Origin of the sequence: Thiomonas sp. FB-6 (assembly GCF_000377645.1) — a bacterium.
In the GTDB taxonomy this organism is placed as follows: Bacteria; Pseudomonadota; Gammaproteobacteria; order Burkholderiales; family Burkholderiaceae_C; genus Thiomonas_A.
Genome location: NZ_KB898471.1, coordinates 668971 through 688514, shown reverse-complemented (window position 1 = coordinate 688514; position 19544 = coordinate 668971). Strand labels below are relative to the sequence as shown.

Genomic DNA, 19544 nt, shown 5'->3' with positions numbered 1-19544 from the left:
CCGGACAGGCCCCAGCATGCGCCCGAGCGCCATCGTCGATTTCGCCGAAGCCGGCGGCGCGCGCACCCGCCTGGAATTCGGCCAGCCCCGGGCCGTGTTGCGCGCGGACACGCTGTCCCAGGTTCCCGAAGTGCTGCGCGCCGCGCAGCAGCAGGCGGACGCCGGCGCCTGGGTGGTGGGCATGGTCGCCTACGAGGCGGCGCCGGCCTTCGACCCGGCCTTGCGGGTGCAGCCGCGCGGAGCGCTGCCGCTGGCCTGGTTCGCGGTGCACGACCGGCCCCGTCTGCTCGGCGGCGCGTCCGAGGAGGCCTCCGAGGCCTTCGAGGCCATCCCCTCGGCGGATCCCGGCGTGGATTCGCAGGCGCTACCCGAGGCCGCGCCCGGCGAGGGTGCCGGCGCAGCCGCCGACACCGCGCCGGAGTTCCGCGCCGAGCCCGAGCGCGCGCGCTTCGAGGAACAGGTGGCGCGCATCCGCCGCGCCATCGGCCGTGGCGAGTGCTATCAGGTGAACCACACGCTGCGCCTGCAGGCGCCCTTCGAGGGCTGCGCGCTGGCGCTGTACCGTCGGCTGCGCGCCGCGCAACCGGCGGGCTACTGCGCCTACCTGGACCTGGGGCGTCATCGCATCGTCTCGGCCTCGCCCGAACTGTTCTTCCGGCGCGACCGCGCCTTGCTCACCACGCGCCCGATGAAGGGAACCCGCCCGCGCGGGCGCCATCCGCGGGAGGACGAGGGCCTGCGGCGCGAACTGCTCGAATCCGCGAAGGACCGCGCCGAGAATCTGATGATCGTGGACCTGCTGCGCAACGACCTTTCGCGCATCGCGCAGCCCCATGGCGTCGAGGTGCCGGAGCGCTTCGCCGTGGAGCGCCACCCCACCGTGTGGCAGATGCGCTCCACCGTCACCGCGCGCATGCGCCCGGGGCTGGGGCTGGCCGAGATCTTCGGCGCCCTGTTTCCCTGCGGCTCGGTGACGGGCGCGCCGAAGGTGCGCGCCATGGCCTGGATCGCCGCGCACGAGGCCGATCCGCGCGGTGCCTACTGCGGTGCGCTGGGCCTGCTGCGCCCGGGCGGCGACGCGGTGTTCAACGTGGCCATCCGCACCGTCACCGTGGACAGCCGCGCCGGGCGCGCCAGCTGCGGCCTGGGCTGCGGAATCGTGTGGGACTCCACGCCCGCGGACGAATACGCGGAACTGCTGGTCAAGAGCCGCTTCCTGCAGCGCGACAGCCGGCCTTTCGAACTCCTCGAGACCCTGCGCGTGGAACAGGGCGTCGCGCTGCGCGAGGCGCTGCACCTGGCACGCCTGGAAGCCTCCGCGCGTTACTTCGGCTTTCCCGTGCGCCTTGACGCCTGGCGCGAGTGCCTGCGCAGTGCCGCCGCCGGCGCCCCCGGCGCTCGCGCGAGGCTGCGCCTGCTGCTGGACGCACGCGGCCGCCTGCGCGCCAGCCTGGCGCCGCTGCCCGAGGGCCTGGACGGCAAGCCCGCGCTGTTCGCGCTGGCCGGCTTCGCCGTGTCCCGGGACGAGGTCTGGCTGTTCCACAAGACCACGCGCCGGCAGGTGTACGAACGCGCGGCCGCCGAGCACCCCGGGCTGTTCGACGTGCTGTTGCGCAACGAGCAGGGCGAACTGACCGAGTTCACCCGCGGCAACCTCGCGCTGGAACTCGACGGCCGCCTGCTCACGCCGGCGCTGGACTGCGGCTTGCTCGACGGCTGCCTGCGCCGCGAATGGCTGGAGCAGGGGCGCCTGCACGAGGCCGTGCTGACCGTGGAACACCTGCGGGCCGCGAAGAGCGTGTGGTTTCTCAACAGCCTGCGCGGTGCGCTCGAGCTGCGCTGGCAGGACGCGAAGCCCTGAAGCCCTGAAGTTCTTGCGCCAGTCGGGACACCTGGCCGGGGCGCCGCCTATCATTTGCGGTCCATCAAGGAATCCCGATCCCTCCCATGAAACGACTCCTTCTCCTGCTCGCCAGCCTGCTCATCGCCGAAGTGGCCTTGGCACAGCCCGGAAACGCCGCCGATGCCGCCGCGGGTGCCAAGCTTGCGCGCCAGGCCCTGCAGACCAAGGGCTTCACGGTCGGCACGGCGGGCCCGCTGATCGTCGCCTTCGAAGACCCGAACTGCCGCTTCTGCAACCAGCTGAGCAAGGAAAGCGCGCCCTTGATCGCCGCCGGCAAGCTGCGCGTGCACGTGGTGCTGGTGGCCTTCCTCAAGCCCGACAGCGAAGGCCGCGCCGCCGGCATCCTGCAGTCGGCCGACCCGGCCGCCGCCTGGGAGAAGAACGAGGCGGGTTTCAACGAACTGGCCGAGGAGGGCGGCTACCCCGTGGCCCAGCCCAGTTTCGAGACCGACCGCACGCTGCGCACCAACCTGGACAACCTCAAGGCCGGCGGCCAGGTCGCCACGCCCACGCTGCTGGTGTGCAAGAAGGGCCAGTCCACGCCGTCGCTGCTGCGGGGCATCGACAAGGGCCAGTTGGCGACGGTGGTGGCCGGCGCGGCTTCGGTGACCGCCGCCGGCGGCTGCGCGGCGCCCTGACGCAGGGCCCGGCCGGAGGCGGCCGGGCGCCGGCTCAGCGCGGCGGCGGCGCGGTGGTGCCGCGCTGGATCCACTGCAGTTGCAGCGCCGCGGGCAGCGGCGCCTCGCCGCCCTTGAGCCGCTCCAGCAGGTAGGCCGCCGCGGCGCAGCCGAGTTCGGCCTTGGGCACGCGCATGGTGGTCAGGGGCGGGCGCAGCAGCGAGGAGATCTCCATGTCGTCGAAACCGGTGATGGACACCTCGCGCGGGATCTCCACCCCCAGCGCCGCGCAGGCGAAATGCGCGCCGATGGCATGCACGTCGTTGGCGCAGATCACCGCGGTCGGGCGCTGCGGGCGCCGCATGAACTCGCGCATGGCTTCGTCGCCTGCGGCGAAGGAGTAAGGCTTCTCGATCAGATCGTGCTCCTGCAGTTGCAGGCCGTGCGAGCGCAGTGCGTCGCGCACGCCGGCCACGCGCTCGCGCACGCGGTCGTTGTGTTCGCCGATGCCGCAGATCATGGCGAAGCGCCGGTGCCCGAGGTCCAGCAGGTGGCGTGCCACCTCGATGGCCGCGGCGCGGTTGTCGAAACCGATGCAGGGGTGGCGCTGCTCGCGGTCGATGGCCCAGGTGAGCACGTAGGGCACGCGGAACTTGTCCAGCATCGCGAACAGCGCGGGGTCGTGGTCCGTGCCCACGAACACCAGCGCGTCGACGCCGCGCTCGATCAGCCTTCGCGTCAGCTCCAGCTCGGTTTTCGGGTCGTACTCGTGCGAGGCCAGGAACAGGCTGTAGGAGGCCTGCGCCAGGAACTGCTGCAGGGCGTTGACCGAGGTGGCGAAGATCGCGTTGTTCAGCGTGGGGATCACCGCCCCGATGGTGCCGCTGCGCCGCGAGGCCAGCGCACGCGCCGCCCCGTGGGCGACATAGCCCAGCAGTTCGGCCGCGTGGGCCACGCGCAGGCGGGTCTTTTCGCGCACCAGTTGCGAATCGGACAGGGCGCGCGAAGCGGTGGCCTCGGACACCCCGGCCATGCGCGCCACGTCACTGAGCTTGGGCGTGGTCCGGTCCATGGTCCGTCGGCAGGTGAATTGCAAGCGATTGCATTTTTCGGGACTTTTCGGGTCCCTGCGGGGGCGCTGCGGTGCATGCGTTCGCGCGGGGACTCACCAGTATAAAAGTCCCCGCATGGCTTGTAGTTAGATGCCGTGCGCGCAGCGTGCAACACGCCGTGCCGGCCGCTGCGGCGCGTTGTGGAATCCCCTGTTGACATCGCGCCGGAGCGACGTCTAGGATCAAATGAAAGCGCTTCCATTGTGGACCGCGCAGCAGAGCGCCGAAGGCGCCGACCCCCCCGACCACCCCGGAAGGAGACACCATGACCCAGGAATTGACCATTCGAAGCGCCAGGGACGTTTCGGACTTCGTCGACCAGCACCCCGGCGCGAAGTCCACGACCCTGATCATCCTGATCGCCCTCGGCGGCGTGTTCGTGGATGCCTACGACTTCACCAGCCTGGGCATCGGCGTGCCCGCGCTGCGCCAGACCTTCGGGCTCACGCCCTTCCAGCTCGGCAGCGTGACGGCCATGATGGCCTTCGGCGCGCTGATCGGGGCCATCTGGGGCGGCAAGGCCACCGACAAGGTGGGGCGCTACCGCATGTTCCTGGTCGACCTGGTGCTGCTGGTGCTGTCGGCCATCGGGGCCGCGGCCTCGGTGAGTCTGCCCATGCTGTTGCTGTTCCGCTTTCTCATGGGCCTTGGCGTGGGCCTGGACTTCCCGGTCGCGCTGAGCTTCATCGCCGAGTTCGTGAACCGGCGCCGCCGCGGCGCGGGCATCAACCTGTGGCAACTCATGTGGTACGTCGCGGCCTCGTGCACGGGGCTGGTGATCCTGCCCTTCTATTTCATGGGATTCGGCGACGAACTGTGGCGGGTCGCCGTGGGCTTCGGGGCCGTTCCGGCGCTGGCCATCCTGATCCTGCGCTTCAAGTACATGAAGGAAAGCGCCCCGTGGGCGGCGCAGAACCTGGGCCTGGAGCAGGCGGCGAAGATCCTGCAGGCCACCTACGGTGTGCGCACCCGGGTCGTGCAGGCCGCGGCCCGGCCCGAGGCGGCGCACCGGCCGCAGTCCTCCTTCGCGGAGATCTTCAGCGCCCCGTACATGCGGCGCACGCTGCTGGTGTCGGTGATCTGCGCCACCCAGAGCATGGAGTACTTCGCCATCGGCTTCAACCTGCCGACGATCTCCCAGACCCTGTTCGGCACGGCCTTCCTGAATGCCATCCTGGGCGCCATCGCCTTCAACCTGTTCGGCATCGTCGGCGCCACCGCCGGAGTGGCCGTCACCCACCGCATGGGTTCGCGCCGCATGGCCATCGCCGGTTACTCGCTGGTGCTGATCGCGCTGTTCGGGCTGTTCCGCTTTCACGGCGTGGTGCCGGTGGAAGTCAAGGCGCTGCTGGTGGGCCTGATGATCCTCGGCCACGCCTTCGGTCCGGGCGCGCAGGGCATGACCATGGCGGCGATGTCCTACCCCACCCGCATCCGCGGCGTGGGCACCGGCTGGGGCCAGGGCATGGTGCGCATCGGCAGCATCCTCGGCTTCTATTTCTTTCCCCTGCTGAAGGCCTCCTTCGGCTTCTACAACATGGTCGGGCTGCTGCTGCTGGTGCCGGCGCTGGGCCTGGCCGCGAGCCTGCTCATCGCCTGGGAACCCAGCGGCGCGGGCATGGAGGAGCAGGGCGACGAGGTCGCGGCCGCCGCGGCCCTGGAGTGACCCGGCCGCGGCGGCCGCGGTTGCGTGCATCAACCCCTGAAGGCTCATCATGGCAATCACCTATCTCAAGAAAGCGACCAAGACTCCGGAAACGGAAACCGCGACCGCCCGCAGGGTCGTCGACGACATGCTGGCGACCATCCGCACGGATGGCGAGGCGGCGGTGCGGGAGTACGCGCGCAAGCTCGATGCCTGGTCGGGCGACATCGTGGTGAGCCGGGAGGAAATCCGGCGCCGCGCCGCCGAGGTGCCGGCGCAGGTCCGGCGCGACATCGATTTCGCCATCGACCAGGTGCGCGAATTCGCGCTGGCGCAGCGCCGCTCCATCCAGGAGTTCAGCGTGGAACTGCACCGCGGGGTCACCGCGGGCCAGCGCATCGTGCCGGTCAACGTGGCGGGCTGCTACGCGCCGGCCGGGCGCTACGCGCACATCGCCTCGGCCTACATGGGCGTGGCCACCGCGAAGGCAGCCGGCGTGGGACAGGTCATCGCCTGTTCCGGGCCCTTTCGCGGCGGTCCCATGCATCCGTACCTGCTGTATGCCTTCGACCGAGCCGGCGCCGACATCATCATGACCCTGGGCGGCGTGCAGGCCATCGCATCGATGGCCTACGGCCTGTTCACCGGAACCCCGGCCGACGTGATCGTCGGGCCCGGCAACAAGTTCGTGGCGGAGGCCAAGCGCACGCTGTTCGGGCAGGTCGGCATCGACGTGTTCGCAGGACCTTCGGAGGTGGCGGTGATCGCCGACGCCGGCGCGGATCCCGCGCTCGTGGCAAGCGACCTGGTCGGACAGGCCGAGCACGGCCACGAATCGCCGGCCTGGCTGTTCACCACCTCGCGCGAACTGGCCGACGAGGTCATGCGCCGGGTGCCCGGGCTGATCGACAAGCTGCCGCCCACCGCGCGCGAGGCCGCCGGCGCCGCCTGGAGTGACTACGGCGAAGTCGTGCTGTGCGACAGCCGCGAGGAGGTGGTGCAAGTGTCCGACCGCTACGCCTCCGAGCACCTGGAGGTGCACGCCGCCGAGCTGGACTGGTGGCTGGAGCGCCTGAGCTGCTACGGCTCGCTGTTCCTGGGCGAGGAGACCACCGTGGCCTACGGGGACAAGGTCAGCGGCCCCAACCACGTGCTGCCCACCAAGGGCGCGGCTCGCTATTCGGGTGGGCTCTCGGTGCACAAGTTCATCAAGACCCTGACCTGGCAGCGCATGACCCGCGAGGCGGCCCGGGACATCGGCGAGATCACCGCGCGCATCTCCCGCCTCGAGGGCATGGAGGCGCACGCGCGCACCGCCGACGACCGGCTGGCCAAGTACTACCCCGGGCAGGAGTTCGACCTGGGCGCGGCGGTGAGCGTATGAACCTGGCCCACGGCTTCGATCTCGGCGGGCGCCGTGCGCTGGTCACCGGGGGCAGCTCCGGCATCGGCGAGGCCATGGCGCGCGCGCTGGGCCTGGCCGGCGCCCGGGTCACGCTGCTGGCTCGCCGTGCCGACCTGCTGGAAGCCGCCTGCGAGCGCTTGCGCGCCGACGGCATCGACGCGCAATGGATGGCCGCCGATGTGGCCGAGCCGGAGCGGGCGCTGCAGGCCGGGCGCGAGGCCGAGCGCATGAACGGCGCGGGCGTGGACATCCTGGTCAACGCCGCCGGCGTGAACCTGCGCGAGCCCTTCGCCGAGGTCAGCCCCCGCAGCTGGAACACCCAGATGGGCCTGCACGTGGCGGCTCCGTTCTTTCTCACCCAGGCCCTGGCCCCGGGCATGCGCGAGCGAGGCTGGGGGCGCATCCTGAACGTGGCTTCGCTGCAGAGTTACCGGGCCTTCGCCGACAGCGCGCCCTACGGTGCCGCCAAGGGCGCCGTCGTGCAGCTCACACGGGCCATCGCGCAGCAGTGGTCGGCCTTCGGCATCACCTGCAACGCCATCGGCCCGGGCTTCTTCCCCACCGGCCTCACGGCTCCCGTGTTCCGGGATCCCGAACTCGCGGGCCGGCACGCCGCGCAGACCTGCATCGGGCGCAACGGCCGGCTGGAGGACCTGTTTGGCGCCACCGTGTTCTTCGCCAGCGACGCCAGCGCCTACATCACGGGCCAGACCCTGATGATCGACGGGGGCTACACGGCCCGTTAGATGTGAGTGCTGGACCCGATACCCACCGCCCAAGGAAGCAAGCCATGAAAGCCCTCGTCTATACCGAGCCCGAGCTGCTCCGGCTCCAGGAGGTTCCCGAACCGGAACTCGCCGAGCGCGAAGTCGTGCTGCGCATCGAGGCCGTGGGCATCTGCGGCTCGGACCTGCATGCCTGGCGCGGGCACGACCCGCGGCGCAAGCCGGGGCTGGTGCTGGGCCACGAGTTCGTCGGAGTCGTGCAGCGCTCCTCCGATCCGGCCTGCCCTCCCGGGCGGCGCTACACCGGCAATCCGCTGATCACCTGCGGCGTATGCGAATACTGCGTGCAGGGGCGCAACAACCTGTGCAGCAACCGCACCATGGTCGGCATGACCCGCCCGGGCGCCTTCGCCGAGTCCATGAGCCTTCCCGTGTCCTCGCTCATCGAGATCCCGCAGGACATGCCGGCCGCCTCGGCCGCGCTGACCGAGCCCGCCGCCACGGCCTGGCATGCGCTGCATCTGACCCAGCGCGCGCTCACTCGCCCCTTCTCCGAGTGCCGCGTGCTGATCCTCGGCGGCGGTGCCATCGGCATGCTGGCCGCGCTGCTGCTGCGCCATGCCGGCGTGCGCGGCCTGGTGGTGGCCGAGCTCAACCCCCTGCGCCGCGAGGCGCTGGAGCGCCACGCCGCATGCGAGACCCTGGACCCGCGTGCCGGGAGCGTCGCCGAGGCCTCCTTCGATGCGGTGATCGACGCCGTCGGCGCCAAGGTCACGCGCACCCAGGCTCTCGCCGCCGTGAAGCCGGGGGGCGTGGTCATGCACGTGGGACTGCAGGACTGGGCCAGCGAGATCGACATGCGCAAGCTGACCCTGGCGGAGATCACGCTGCTGGGCACCTACACCTACACCACGGCCGACCTGCGCGCCACCGTCGCCGCGCTGCATGCCGGCGCCTTCGGGAACCTGGCCTGGGTGCAGGAGCGCGCGCTCGCGCAAGGCCAGCAGGCCTTTGTCGACCTGGCCGAGGGCCGCTGCAGCTCGGCCAAGGTGGTGCTGCGCCCCTGAAAGGCCCGGCGGGGCGGAACTCGCATTGGTACCGGGGCGTCCGCCCGAGCAGGTGCGCGGCCCCCGCCTCCTCGGGCTGGTAGCCGAGTTCCTGGAAGACCTTGGTGCAGGATGGTTGTGGGAAACTCAGCATGGCCAGCATATCGGAAGCGTGGCGGCAGCGTGCCGACACCTCGCGAGCGGCGTGGCGCGAATGCGACCCCGCGTCCCGAGCGGCCCGCGAGACCGCACGGCCCACTCGGTCCGGGGGGCTATCGCACACAGCGGTTGCGGGTTAGGCTTGATCACAACAACGACGAAGCTCAAGGGGGCGGCCATGGCCGTGAAATTCGTGACAGCCGTCGCCGCTGCCGCGGTGGTGCTGCTCGGCGCGGCGCTCGGCCTGTCCTGGTGGGCCGGCGGGCGTTTCGAACACCAGATGCGGGCCGCCAGCGAGCAGGACCTGGGCGAGCCCGGCTTGCGCATGGTGGGCGTGGTGGTGCACCGCGGGCTGTTCTCGTCCAGCGCCAGCGCCGTGCTGAACGTGCCGGCGGGGCTCTACCCCGTGGGCATCCCGCTGAGCTTCACGACTTCGCAAGGCCTGGCGCTGGACGGCTCGGTGCTGCGCGTGCAGGTGCGCATGGGCGACCTCGCCGACACGCCGCTGCGCGCGGTGCTGGCCGCGCTGAACGACACGCAGGATCCCTTCCGGGTGCGCATGCGCTTCGGGCTCACGGGCCAGCTCGACCGCGTGGCCATGCGCCTGACCCCCATCGACGCCCAGCTGGCCCAGGGGCGGCTGCGCCTGGCATGGGAAGGCATGCGCCTGCGCATGCGCGTGCACGGCTTCTACGCCAGGGGAGGCAGCGCCGACGGCGAACTGCACTGGGCTCCCGTCGACATCGACGCCGCCGCGCCGGCCAGCGCGCATGTGCGCATCGGCGCCATCGACGAGACCTTCACACAGACCGGGCGCCAGACCAACGCGCATTCCACCTTCTCGATGAACATGGGCCCCACCACCGCCGATCTGCCGGGCCGCAGGCTGCGCATCGACAGCGTCAGCGCCGCGGGCGACGTGGCGCTGCACCGCGCGGAGACCGGCTTCGCCGACAACCCCTCCGGACTGCGCGTGGGCCGCACGCGCCTGAAAGACTTCGACCTCCGGGTGGTGATGAGCGAACCCGCCGCCGGCGAGCTCGACGCCAAGGGCGAGCTGGACATGCCGCTGCCCGGCCAGCCCGCGCTCCATCCCGGCATGAGCCTGGCGCAGATCCGGCAGGCGGACCAGGCGCTGCTGGCGCAGCTCAGCGCGACCCTGGACCTGCGGGCTTCGGCCGCGCTGCTGCAGGGCCTGCCCGCGCCCACGATGGACAAACTGCTGGCGGCCGGCTACATCGTGCGCCAGGGCGCCGACGCGGTAAGCCACGTCGTGTTCGGCGGCGGGCATGTCACGGTCAACGGGCACCTGCTGGGCAGTTGAGCTTGCGGGGGACGCCGCGAGAAGGCGGAGAGAGCCAGTCGGCGACGGGGCTAATCAGCGCCCGTTAAGCTGGGTTACGAAGAGAACCCTCTCATCGTTTCCGTTCCCCGCGTGCTCCCCGGCTTCCCCGGATGCGCGCCATGCGTATCGAGGATGCTGCGTGAAAATTCCTGCAATCGCCGCGGCCACGGTGCTGGTCCTGCTCGGCGCGGGCTCCGCCGTGGCCTACCGCGCGGGCGGCCAGTTCGACAGCTTCATGCGTCAGGCGCAGACCTTGGATCCCCAGGTCTCCACCGTGCGCCTGGGTCAGGTGGTCGTGCGCCGAGGCTTGTTCTCCTCCACGGCGACGGCCAGGCTGGAGTTTCCCGGCATGCCCGAGTGGCTGAACGTTCCGGTGCAGGTCCAGGCCTCGCAAGGTCCCGCACTCGATGGCTCGGTCCTGCGCGTGCGCATGGTCATGGATCTCGAGACGGAGTCGGCGCTGCGCGACTGGATGGCCGCGCAGAACGTACATCGCAGCCCCTTCCAATGCCGTTTGCGATTCGGGCTCGAAGGCCATCTGGATCGCCTCGCCGTCGATGTGCTGCCCGTCCACAGGTCGCCGAAGGACATGCCGGCGCAGGCCCGGCCGCTGCTCCTGGACTGGGACGGCGCGCAATTGCGCATGAGCCACAAGGGCTCCTACACCACCGGTGGCAGCAGCAGCGGAACGCTGCAGTGGTCGGCGCTGAAGTTCAGCATGGATGAACCTCTGCCCCTGAAAGGCCAGGTCGGTGCCATCCGCGAGACCTTCACCGAGCAGGGCCGCATGCGCAATTCGAGTTCGACCCTGGAGCTGAACTCCGAACCCACCGTGGTGGACGGCCCGCTGGGGCAGGCGCGTATCGAAAGCCTGCGCATGCGCGTCACGATCGCCGCGCATTTCGAGGAGAGCGGCTACGCCGACAATCCCTCGGGCATGCCCTCGGGGCGCGCGGCCTTCAAGAATCTGGACTTCGCGCTGGCCATGAGCAAGCCTTACGAGGGGCGCATCGCGCTCACGGGCAACGTGGAGCTGCCGGTACCCGAGGCCCCGCGCGCGCAGGCCGCCCCCGCGGCGATGGGCGCGGCGGAAGGCCGTTGGCTGCGCTCTGCCCAGGGCGCTCTGGATCTGCGCATTTCCAGCTCGCTCCTGAATCTGCTCGAGCCGTCCGCGCGGCAAGCCCTGTTGCGCCAGGGCTACTTCGCCGAGCAGCAGGAGGATCTGGTCAGCCGGGTGGTGCTCGAGCCGGGCCGGGTGACGATGAACGGCAAGGAACTGGGGGCCTGACGGGCAGCTACTCCCCACCGGCGCGCAGCCGGGCCGCCAGCGCGCCGGCCAGCGCCGAGCGGGGATGGGTCCTGCGGTGGATCATGCCCACCGTGCGCACGTAGGGCGGGTCCGACAGCGGGAGCACGCGCAGCCGGGGGTTCTCGCGCCAGTGCCCGCGCTGCAGTTCGGGCAGCACGCTGACCCCGACGTCGCCGGCGACCAGGGAGACGATGGTCTCGATGGAATTGAGCACCAGGTATTCGGCCGGCAGCAGGCCGAGGGCGCGCATCGCGCGGTCCACCACGGCGCCGGTGGGTACGGGCAGGTCGAAGCGCAGGAAGGGGCGCGCGCGCAGGATGTCGCGCGGATCCTGGCCCGAGGTGGCCGAGCTGGCCAGCAGCACCAGGGGCTCGTCGTAGATGGGGGTCCACGCCAGCGCCTCGGGCAGGCCGATGGCCGCATCGCCGACCACCACCGCGAAATCCAGCTCCTCGTCGCGCACCATCTGCACGAGTTCGGCCGAGCGGGCCGAACTCAGGCGCACCTCCAGCGCGGCATGGCGCTGCTTGAGCTCGGCCACCGCCAGGGACAGGGCGCCGATCACCGACACCACGGCGCCGATGCTCACGCTGCCGCTCATGGGGTCGGCCGGGCGCGCGGGCAGCGCGTGCACCAGCGCGAGGATCTGCTCCACCTTTTCCTGCGTATCGCGTCCCTCGCGGGTGAGCGCGATGCGCCGCGCCCGCCGGTCGAACAGCTCGCGCCCGGTGGCCTGCTCGAAGGCGCGCATCTGCTGGCTCACCGCGGCCTGGGTCAGGGCCACGCGCTCGGCCGCGGCGGCGAAGGAGCCGCTGCGCGCCACGGCCTGGAAGGTACGCAGCATGCGGAGCGAGATCATGCAAATTTTCCTGAAGTGTGCGCATCAAAATATTAATATTTTTTGGCAAAGCCCTTGTCCATAATCCCGGTGTCGGGCGGCGGCGCGGGACGCGCCGCCGCCTCCATCCGGCCCCATCCCCCGCGCGTCATGACCCACTTCGACTGGCACAACCCCTACCCGAGCACCCGCATGCCGGTGTTCGCCCGCAACGTGGTGTCCACCTCGCACCCCCTGGCCGCGCAGGCCGGGCTGCGCATGTTGTGGCAGGGGGGCAATGCCATCGACGCGGCCCTCGCCGCGGCGGCCGTGATCACCGTCGTCGAGCCGGTGTCCTGCGGCCTGGGCAGCGATGCCTTCGCGTTGGTGTGGGACGGGGAGGGCCTGCACGGCCTGAATGCCTCCGGCACGGCGCCGGCGGCCTGGAACCTGGACTATTTCCGCAAGCGCTACGGCGAGGACGGCGCACTGGCCAGGCGCCCCGTGCGCGGCTGGGACAGCGTGACCGTGCCAGGCGTCATCGCCGGTTGGGAGGCCCTGCACGCCAGGTTCGGCTCGCTGCCCTTCGCCGACCTCATGGCGCCGGCCATCGACATCGCCGAGAGGGGCTACGCGGTGGCGCCCATCGTGGCGCGCAAATGGCAGGCCGCTATCCCCGAGCTGCGCGAGCAGCCCGGATTCGCGCAGGCCTTCATGCCCCACGGGCGCGCGCCGGAGGTGGGCGAGCACGTGCGCCTGCCCGGGCATGCGCGCAGCCTGCGCCTGCTGGCCGAGCAGGGCCCGCGCGCCTACTACGAGGGCGAGATCGCCGAGCGCATCGTGGCCTACTCGCGCGCCTGCGGCGGCTCGATGAGCCTGGAGGACCTGCGGGGCTACCAGGCGCAGTGGGTGGAGCCCATCGCCAAGGACTACCGCGGCTACACCGTGCACGAGATCCCGCCCAACGGGCAGGGCATCGCGGCGCTGATCGCGCTGGGCATCCTGGAACAGTTCGACCTGGCCTCGCTGCCGCTGGACGGCGTGCAGTCGCAGCACCTGCAGATCGAGGCCATGAAGCTGGCCTTCGCCGACGTGTACCGCTACGTGGCCGATCCGCGGGCGATGGAACTGAGCCCGGCCGAGATGCTCGACCCCGCCTACCTGCAATCGCGCGCGAAGCTGATCGACCCGCTGCGCGCCAGCTCCTTCCGCTTCGGCATGCCGCGCGCGGGCGGCACCATCTACCTCAGCGCCGCCGACGAGCAGGGGCGCATGATCAGTTTCATCCAGTCCAACTACATGGGCTTCGGCTCTGGCGTGGTCGTGCCGGACATGGGCATTTCGCTGCAGAACCGCGGCTGCGGCTTTTCCATGGATCCGGCTTCCCCCAACGTGGTGGCGCCGGGCAAGCGCCCCTTCCACACCATCATCCCGGCCTTCCTCACCCGCGAGGTTCAGGGCCGCCGCCAGGCGGTGATGAGTTTCGGCGTCATGGGCGGCGACATGCAGCCGCAGGGCCATCTGCAGACCCTGGTGCGCATGCTGGACTACGGGCAGCAGCCGCAGGCCGCCTGCGACGCGCCGCGCTGGAAGGTCAACCGCGACTTCAGCATCGACGTGGAGTCCACGCTGGACGCCGCCTGCGCGCGCGAACTGGTGGCGCGCGGCCACGTGATCCAGTCCATCGAGGACCCGTACATGGACTTCGGCTCGGGCCAGTTCATCTGGCGCCTCGAGCAAGGCAACGCGGACCGCGGCTACGTCGCGGCCAGCGACTCCCGGCGCGACGGACTCGCGGCCGGCTTCTGAAGGGGGCGCGAGGCGCTGGCGCCCGGCTTGGGCGCGCCTTGGGGTCTAATGTCGAGCCGAGGCCGCGCCCGCGGCCGTGCCGCAACCCCCGACCGTCCCAGCCATGAAAGTCGCAGCTTCCAAGACCCCTCGCATCCTCGCCGTGCTCGCCGTGATCGTGGCCGTGCTCGCGATGGGCAACCCGGGGCTGGACGATTTCGCGGCCTACGCGCGCACCCAGCTCGAGGACGCTCCGGGCGCGGTGGGCTTTTTTGCCGGCCTGCTGCCGGGCCTGACACGCTCGTACCTGCTGTCGAACACGCGGCGCAGCAACTTCGGGCTGTTCTCGGTGTACCGCATCGATCCGGGCGATCCGCGCTCGGTCGCGGTCCTGGGCGTGGCCTGGCATTTCTTCCCGCTGGGCCGCTCGCTGTCGGCGCCGCCGCCGCGGGACCGGGCCTCGGCGCCGCGCGCCGCGTCCTCGGGGGTCTGAGGACCCGGCCCGCCGCGCGCGCGGCTTCAGGCCACCTGCGCGTACAAGCGCATCTGGTCGCGCCCGGCCCCCTTGGCCTCGTACATCGCCTGGTCGGCGCAGCGCAGCAGTCCCTGGGTGCTCTGGGCGTCGCCGGGACACACGGCCACGCCGATGCTGGCCGACACGCAGGCCAGGGCGCCGTCGGGCAGGGCGATCGGCGCGCGCAGCCGCTCGAGCAGGCGTTGCAGGGTATCTCGCACCACCACCGAGTCGGGCAGGTGGGTGAGCACCACGACGAACTCGTCGCCCCCCAGGCGCGCCACGATGTCGTTGCCCCGCACGCTTTCCTGCAGGCGCTCGGCCACCACCTGCAGCACGTGGTCGCCCGCGTCATGGCCATGCTCGTCGTTGATGGGCTTGAAGCTGTCGAGGTCGACGAAACACACGGCCAGTTCATTGTCCAGGCGCCGACGCGCGGCCAGCTCGCGCTCCAGCAGCTGCAGCAGCAGCGCACGGTTGGGCAGGCCGGTCAGCACGTCGCGGTAGGCCAGGGCCTCGATGCGTTGTTCGTGGGCCTTCAGCGCGGTGATGTCCAGCATCATCCACAGGGATTCGTCGCGCTCCGGCACCAGCATGGTGCCGCTGATGTCCACCCACAGGGTGCCGCCGGTCTTGTTCACCATGCGTGCCTGGGCGCGGTAGGTTCCGCCCGCCTGCAGCACCTGGTAGGCCTCGCGTCCGAGCGCCAGGTAGGCGGCGGCATCGGGGTAGAGGATCCTGGTGGATTTGCCTAGGAGTTCCCCGGGTTCGTAGCCGAACATGCGTTCAAAAGCCGAGTTGGCCCAGACGGTCTCGCGCTTGCGGATCTTGATGATGCCGAGCAGGTCGCTGTGCAGCATGGCATGCTGTTCGCGCACCACGCCCTCGAGCACCTGGCGCGCCTCGGTCAGTTCCGTGACCTCGCGCCCCACGCTCTGCACCTCCAGCAGGCGCTGCGCCGCGTCGTGGAAGGCGTGGTCGACGAAATCGATCCAGTGCACCTCGCCGTCGAGGTCGAGCACGCGGCAGTCGAAGCGCACGCTGGGCCTGGCCGGGCTCATGCGGGCCAGGCGCTCCAGCACCCCGGGCAGGTCGTCGGGGTGCACGGCCTGCTGCCAGCTGCCCGGTCGTCCCGGCTGGGCGGCCTCGCCGAACAGGCGCTGCGCGGTCTCGTTGGCGAACAGCACGGCCCCGCGCTCGTCGAAGCGCAGCACGACGTCGCTCTGGTCGTTGACCATGGCCCGCCAGCGCGCATCGCTGAGTTCCACGCGGGCCAGCGCCACGCCCAGGCGCGCGTTCGTGTTCTGCAGGCTGCGCATGACCAGCGCGATGATCAGCGAGGAGCCGACGAAGGACAGCGCAACCAGCGCCGAGGTGGGCGTCAGCGTCCACCCCCAGTGCGGCGGGTAGAAGATGTACAGGCCGCAGGCCGCGCTGAGCGCCAGCACCCACACGCCGGCCCCGGTGCCGCATAGATAGAAGACAAGGACTATGGCCGGATAGAACGTGATAAATCCGGCGCGCTGATCCACGGGCAGCACGGCAAAGCGCAGCGCGAGGGCTGCGATGAATATCGCGCTTGCCGTCGCATAGCGAATCGGCGCGGCACGCTCGGTCAGGGTGAGGCGTCGCAAGGGCATGGTGTCGGAATGCGGGCCTGGGCGGCTGCGCGCGCTGCCATGTTGCCACGAGCGTACCCGCAAACGCATGGGGGATTGCGCGCTGGCGCGTGTGCCGGTGCGTGTGCGCGAGCTTGCGCGGGGCGGGGCGGCGTATGCTGCCCGGTACTCGCCCCCCGGCACACGCCATGTCCGCCATCGTTCTCGAGTCCGTGCTGAGCTGCCCGCATTGCGGCTTCTCCAGCCGCGAGACCATGCCGGTCGACGCATGTCGGTACTTTCACGAGTGCCCGGCATGCCGCAGGCTGTTGCGTCCGCTGGCCGGCGATTGCTGCGTGTTCTGTTCCTACGGTTCGGTACCGTGCCCGCCGGTGCAGGCGCAACGCGCGGCCGCCGCGGACGCACGCCGCGCCCCGGGCGCGGGCTGCTGCTGACGCCACGCCGCGTGCCGCTGCCGGCTCAGGGCATCTGGAACTGCAGGTAGGCGCGCTGGATGTTCTTGCGGTTGAGTTCCTGCGCGTTGGCCAGCTTGCGCAAGCCTGGCGGCGTGGCTGCGTCGATGCGCGTGACCGCCTGCTCCAGGTCCTCCATATTCTCGGCGGCGGGACGGGTCTCGCGGACCAGCCAGTCCAGGTAGTCGCCGGTCTGTGCGCGGGCCTGCGCCGGCGTGCAGGGACGACCATGGCCCGGCACGATCACTTGCGCATGCAGGGCCGACTCGAAGGCGTGAAAACTGCGTGCCCACTGATCGACCCGGCTGCCGTTGTCCAGCAGGCCGAGCATGCGGTCCGCGAACACCAGGTCCCCGGCGAAGGCCACGCGCGGCCCGGGCAGCCACACCACCGCATCCCCCGGAAAATGCCCTGGGCCGAAGCGCCGCAGCTCCAGCGGTACGCCGCCCAGCACCAGCCGGGCCTCGTCGCCCGCGAGCGGATCGGGGCTGCTCATCGGGGCCAGGGAAGGCTCTGCCGCCCCGGGCCCTTGCGCCAGCGCCTGGGTTTCCTGCGCGGCCTGGGCGCGCTGCTCCCTGACGGTGGCTTGCAGCGCGATGATCCTGGCGCCGCGGGCGGCGAACCAGGCATTGCCCAGCCATCGGTGATCCTGGCTGCCGGTGTTGATCACCCAGCGCACCGGCAGGCTGGTCACGCCGCGCAGCGCCTGGGCGATGAGTTGGGCCCCGGCGTCGCCGGCGCCGCTGTCGATCAGGATCACCCCCTCGGGCGTGAGCACCGCGCCGAAGGTGGCGTTGTCGCCGGCGTTGGCCGCGTCGCGCTGGCCCAGCGGGCCGACCAGCGCGTAGACCTGAGCGCGCACGGGCACGACGTCCAGCACCGCGCCGCGTGCGCTCAGGGCCGCGGCGAACAGGGCCAGTGGCAGCAACAACTTCAGCAGGGTCCGGGCCATGGCCGTCCGCTCCTTGTTCCGGGGGCTACTGCAGCCTGTAGGCCGCGTGGCAGGCCACGCAGGTCTGCATCATGCGGCCGAACACCATCTGCGGCTTGTGCAGGTCGCCCGTGGCGGTCGCGTCCTGGGCCGCCAGGATGAACTCGCCCGTCTGCATGTGCAGGCGGGCACCGAGCTCGCGCATGCCCGGCGGCATGTAGCGCGCCTCCTGCTCCGCCTGGTCGCCGTGCATGGAGGACATGCCCAGGGTCATCGAGGCCACGCGCGCCGCATCGTCGAACCGGCCCTGCGACATCGCCTGCTGGATCTCGGCCAGCCCCTGCAGATGCATGCGCATGGTCGCCAGCACCTCCCGCCGCAGCTCCGGCGGAAAGCGCACCTCGGCGCGGCCGTCGGCCTGCGGCGCGGCGGGCAGCGCAGTGGAGGCCGCCGGCGGCATCGAGCCCGGGTGCATGGGCATGTCGTGGGCCGCCGCGCCGGTGAGGGCGAGGGCCAACAGCAGGCCGCCCGGCAGGACGGTCGAAAGGCGAGGTTTCACGGAGGGCTCCAGGAATTCGGTGCAAGCAGCTTACAGACGGGGGGAGCCTTCAGCCTATGATCGCGATCATGTTTGCGGCGCGGTTGCGCGAGGCGCGCTGCCCGAAGCCCTCGCCCTTGTTCCCCGATGTCCCGATGTCCGACGCGCCCTCGCCGATCCCCCATGACCAAGCCGAGGCCTGGCCCGAGCATCTGCGCCGCCTAGGCGTGCGCAGCGATCTGCGGGCCGGGGATCGCCTGTTTCTGGGCGGCAGCGCACCCACCCACGTCTATTGGGTGGAATCCGGCGAGATCGTGCTGCAACGCGATTCTCTCCAGGGCCAGACGCTGATCCTGCAACGCGTGCGCGAAGGCTTCGTGGCCGAGGCCAGCCTGCAGGCGCGGCACTACCACTGCGACGCGCTGGCGGCCCGCGCCTCCGTGGTCTGGGGCTTCGCGCGCCCGCGGCTGCTGCAGCTCCTGCAGGAGACCCCGGGGCTTGCGCTGTGGTGGGCCGCGCGCCTGGCCGGGCAATTGCGCGCGGCGCGCCTGCGCTGCGAACGCCTGAGCCTCAGGAGCGCCGAGCAGCGCATTGTGCACGCCGTCGAGACCGAGGGCCGGGACGGCGTGCTGGTGCTGCCCTCCACGCGCCGCGCCTGGGCGGCCGAACTGGGCCTCACCCCGGAGGCCCTGTACCGCGCACTGGCACGGCTGCAGCGTGACGCCGTGCTGAGCGTGCAGGGCGCGGAACTGCGCTGCGCGGCTACGCAGCCGCAAGCGCCAGCGCGTCGGCGCCCGCGGCAATGCGCATCGGAGCCAGCGAGTTCGTCACCGCCCGCCACTCCGCCCGGGCTTGATGCGGGCGCCCGCCGGCGAAGGACCCGTTCGTCCACCGGGTCTGCTTGAACCATCCTCGGTATTTCAACAGCCTGCCAGGCTTGTCGGGGCACCATGACTCGCTACCTTGCCTTTCTCCGGGGCGTCAGCCCCGTCAACGCCAGCATGCCAGCGCTGCGTGCCGCCTTCGAGGCGGCAGGCTTCGGGCAGGTACGCACGGTGCTTGGCAGCGGCAACGTCGCCTTCGACGCGCCGGCGGACGACGAACACCGGCTGGAGCAACTCGCCGAGGCGGCGATGGCCGCGCAACTGGGCAAGGTCTTTCCCGCCATCGTGCGTCCCGTCGAGCACCTGCGAGGGCTGCTCGCCGCGGACCCGTACGCACGCCACGGCATCCCGCCCGAGGCCAGGCGCGTGGTGTCCTTCCTGCGCGAGGCGGCCGAGCCTCGCGTCGCCCTGCCCCTGACCCGGGACTTCGCCTCGGTGTTCCTGGTGCAGGGCCGCGAGGTGTACTCGGCCTATGTGCCCACGCCCAAGGGGCCGGTGTTCATGCAGCTCATCGAGCGTGCCTTCGGCACCGCGATCACCACGCGCACCCTGGACACGGTGGCGCGCTGCGCGCGCGCCTGAGGCCGCGCAGGCGCCGGTGCCGGCCGGCCCAGGCGCACGAGGAGCCCGGGCGGCAGAGGCCGAGCCTGCTGCAATTCGCCAGGGCCGGTCCATTCCGGCGTCGACTCGTCGCCCATAGTGCCCACTATGGGCTCCTCGCCGCCCCCGAACTGT

18 protein-coding genes are annotated in these 19544 nt (G+C 71.2%); 13 read left to right on the top strand and 5 right to left on the bottom strand.

The genetic code is table 11. The features are described from left to right. Nucleotides 1–16: 16 nt before the first annotated feature. Complete coding sequence (pabB, locus tag D466_RS0103245; protein WP_018912267.1) at nucleotides 17–1861, top strand: aminodeoxychorismate synthase component I; 1845 nt, start codon at nucleotides 17–19, stop codon at nucleotides 1859–1861. 86 nt (nucleotides 1862–1947) lie between these two features. Further along, nucleotides 1948–2541 (top strand): thioredoxin fold domain-containing protein, encoded by a 594-nt coding sequence (locus D466_RS20400; protein ID WP_018912266.1) that lies wholly within the window; start codon nucleotides 1948–1950, stop codon nucleotides 2539–2541. A 34-nt stretch (nucleotides 2542–2575) separates the two neighbouring features. On the opposite strand, the gene D466_RS20395 is transcribed toward D466_RS20400, so the two are convergent. Continuing rightward, entirely contained in the window at nucleotides 2576–3592 is a 1017-nt protein-coding gene (locus tag D466_RS20395) for a LacI family DNA-binding transcriptional regulator (protein WP_018912265.1), read from the bottom strand. Between the two features lie 305 nt (nucleotides 3593–3897). Between D466_RS20395 and D466_RS0103230 the strand changes: the two genes are divergently transcribed. The 6 genes from D466_RS0103230 to D466_RS0103205 all read left to right on the top strand — a co-directional run bounded on the left by D466_RS0103230 (nucleotide 3898) and on the right by D466_RS0103205 (nucleotide 11245). Beyond that, the gene (locus D466_RS0103230; protein WP_018912264.1) at nucleotides 3898–5298 is read left to right on the top strand and encodes an MFS transporter; all 1401 of its coding nucleotides are present in this window, start codon (nucleotides 3898–3900) and stop codon (nucleotides 5296–5298) included. 49 nt (nucleotides 5299–5347) lie between these two features. Continuing rightward, nucleotides 5348–6661, top strand: a complete 1314-nt coding sequence (hisD, locus tag D466_RS0103225) for a histidinol dehydrogenase (protein WP_018912263.1) — start codon at nucleotides 5348–5350, stop codon at nucleotides 6659–6661. Continuing rightward, nucleotides 6658–7428 carry an SDR family NAD(P)-dependent oxidoreductase gene (locus tag D466_RS0103220; protein ID WP_018912262.1) on the top strand — a complete coding sequence of 257 codons (771 nt, stop codon included), beginning with the start codon at nucleotides 6658–6660 and terminating at the stop codon, nucleotides 7426–7428. Before hisD ends, D466_RS0103220 begins: the two co-directional genes overlap by 4 nt. 44 nt (nucleotides 7429–7472) lie before the next feature. Next, nucleotides 7473–8474 (top strand): alcohol dehydrogenase catalytic domain-containing protein, encoded by a 1002-nt coding sequence (locus tag D466_RS0103215; protein ID WP_018912261.1) that lies wholly within the window; start codon nucleotides 7473–7475, stop codon nucleotides 8472–8474. A gap of 316 nt (nucleotides 8475–8790) precedes the next feature. After that, the gene (locus D466_RS22630) at nucleotides 8791–9936 is read left to right on the top strand and encodes a DUF945 family protein (RefSeq protein WP_018912260.1); all 1146 of its coding nucleotides are present in this window, start codon (nucleotides 8791–8793) and stop codon (nucleotides 9934–9936) included. Nucleotides 9937–10096: 160 nt separating this feature from the next. Beyond that, nucleotides 10097–11245, top strand: a complete 1149-nt coding sequence (locus tag D466_RS0103205) for a DUF945 family protein (RefSeq protein ID WP_156003933.1) — start codon at nucleotides 10097–10099, stop codon at nucleotides 11243–11245. Nucleotides 11246–11252: 7 nt separating this feature from the next. On the opposite strand, the gene D466_RS0103200 is transcribed toward D466_RS0103205, so the two are convergent. Then, complete coding sequence (locus D466_RS0103200; RefSeq protein WP_018912258.1) at nucleotides 11253–12125, bottom strand: LysR family transcriptional regulator; 873 nt, start codon at nucleotides 12123–12125, stop codon at nucleotides 11253–11255. A 129-nt stretch (nucleotides 12126–12254) separates the two neighbouring features. On the opposite strand from D466_RS0103200, the gene D466_RS0103195 reads away from it, so the two are divergent. Next, nucleotides 12255–13892 (top strand): gamma-glutamyltransferase family protein, encoded by a 1638-nt coding sequence (locus D466_RS0103195; protein ID WP_018912257.1) that lies wholly within the window; start codon nucleotides 12255–12257, stop codon nucleotides 13890–13892. A gap of 103 nt (nucleotides 13893–13995) precedes the next feature. Next, nucleotides 13996–14364: a hypothetical protein gene (locus D466_RS0103190; RefSeq protein ID WP_156003931.1), complete on the top strand. Its 369-nt coding sequence runs from the start codon at nucleotides 13996–13998 to the stop codon at nucleotides 14362–14364. 26 nt (nucleotides 14365–14390) lie between these two features. Here D466_RS0103190 and D466_RS20385 read toward each other — a convergent pair whose 3' ends face one another. Continuing rightward, nucleotides 14391–16019 carry a diguanylate cyclase gene (locus tag D466_RS20385; RefSeq protein ID WP_196803403.1) on the bottom strand — a complete coding sequence of 543 codons (1629 nt, stop codon included), beginning with the start codon at nucleotides 16017–16019 and terminating at the stop codon, nucleotides 14391–14393. A gap of 173 nt (nucleotides 16020–16192) precedes the next feature. Between D466_RS20385 and D466_RS23115 the strand changes: the two genes are divergently transcribed. Continuing rightward, complete coding sequence (locus D466_RS23115) at nucleotides 16193–16438, top strand: GDCCVxC domain-containing (seleno)protein (RefSeq protein WP_081629800.1); 246 nt, start codon at nucleotides 16193–16195, stop codon at nucleotides 16436–16438. Between the two features lie 25 nt (nucleotides 16439–16463). On the opposite strand, the gene D466_RS0103180 is transcribed toward D466_RS23115, so the two are convergent. After that, nucleotides 16464–17408, bottom strand: a complete 945-nt coding sequence (locus D466_RS0103180; RefSeq protein WP_018912254.1) for an MBL fold metallo-hydrolase — start codon at nucleotides 17406–17408, stop codon at nucleotides 16464–16466. A gap of 25 nt (nucleotides 17409–17433) precedes the next feature. Next, the gene (locus D466_RS0103175) at nucleotides 17434–17946 is read right to left on the bottom strand and encodes a hypothetical protein (RefSeq protein WP_018912253.1); all 513 of its coding nucleotides are present in this window, start codon (nucleotides 17944–17946) and stop codon (nucleotides 17434–17436) included. Between the two features lie 134 nt (nucleotides 17947–18080). Between D466_RS0103175 and D466_RS22625 the strand changes: the two genes are divergently transcribed. Beyond that, entirely contained in the window at nucleotides 18081–18830 is a 750-nt protein-coding gene (locus tag D466_RS22625; RefSeq protein WP_196803402.1) for a Crp/Fnr family transcriptional regulator, read from the top strand. Between the two features lie 45 nt (nucleotides 18831–18875). Next, a complete protein-coding gene (locus tag D466_RS0103165) occupies nucleotides 18876–19391 on the top strand; it encodes a DUF1697 domain-containing protein (RefSeq protein WP_018912251.1) in 516 nt (171 codons plus the stop codon). Nucleotides 19392–19544: the final 153 nt, after the last annotated feature.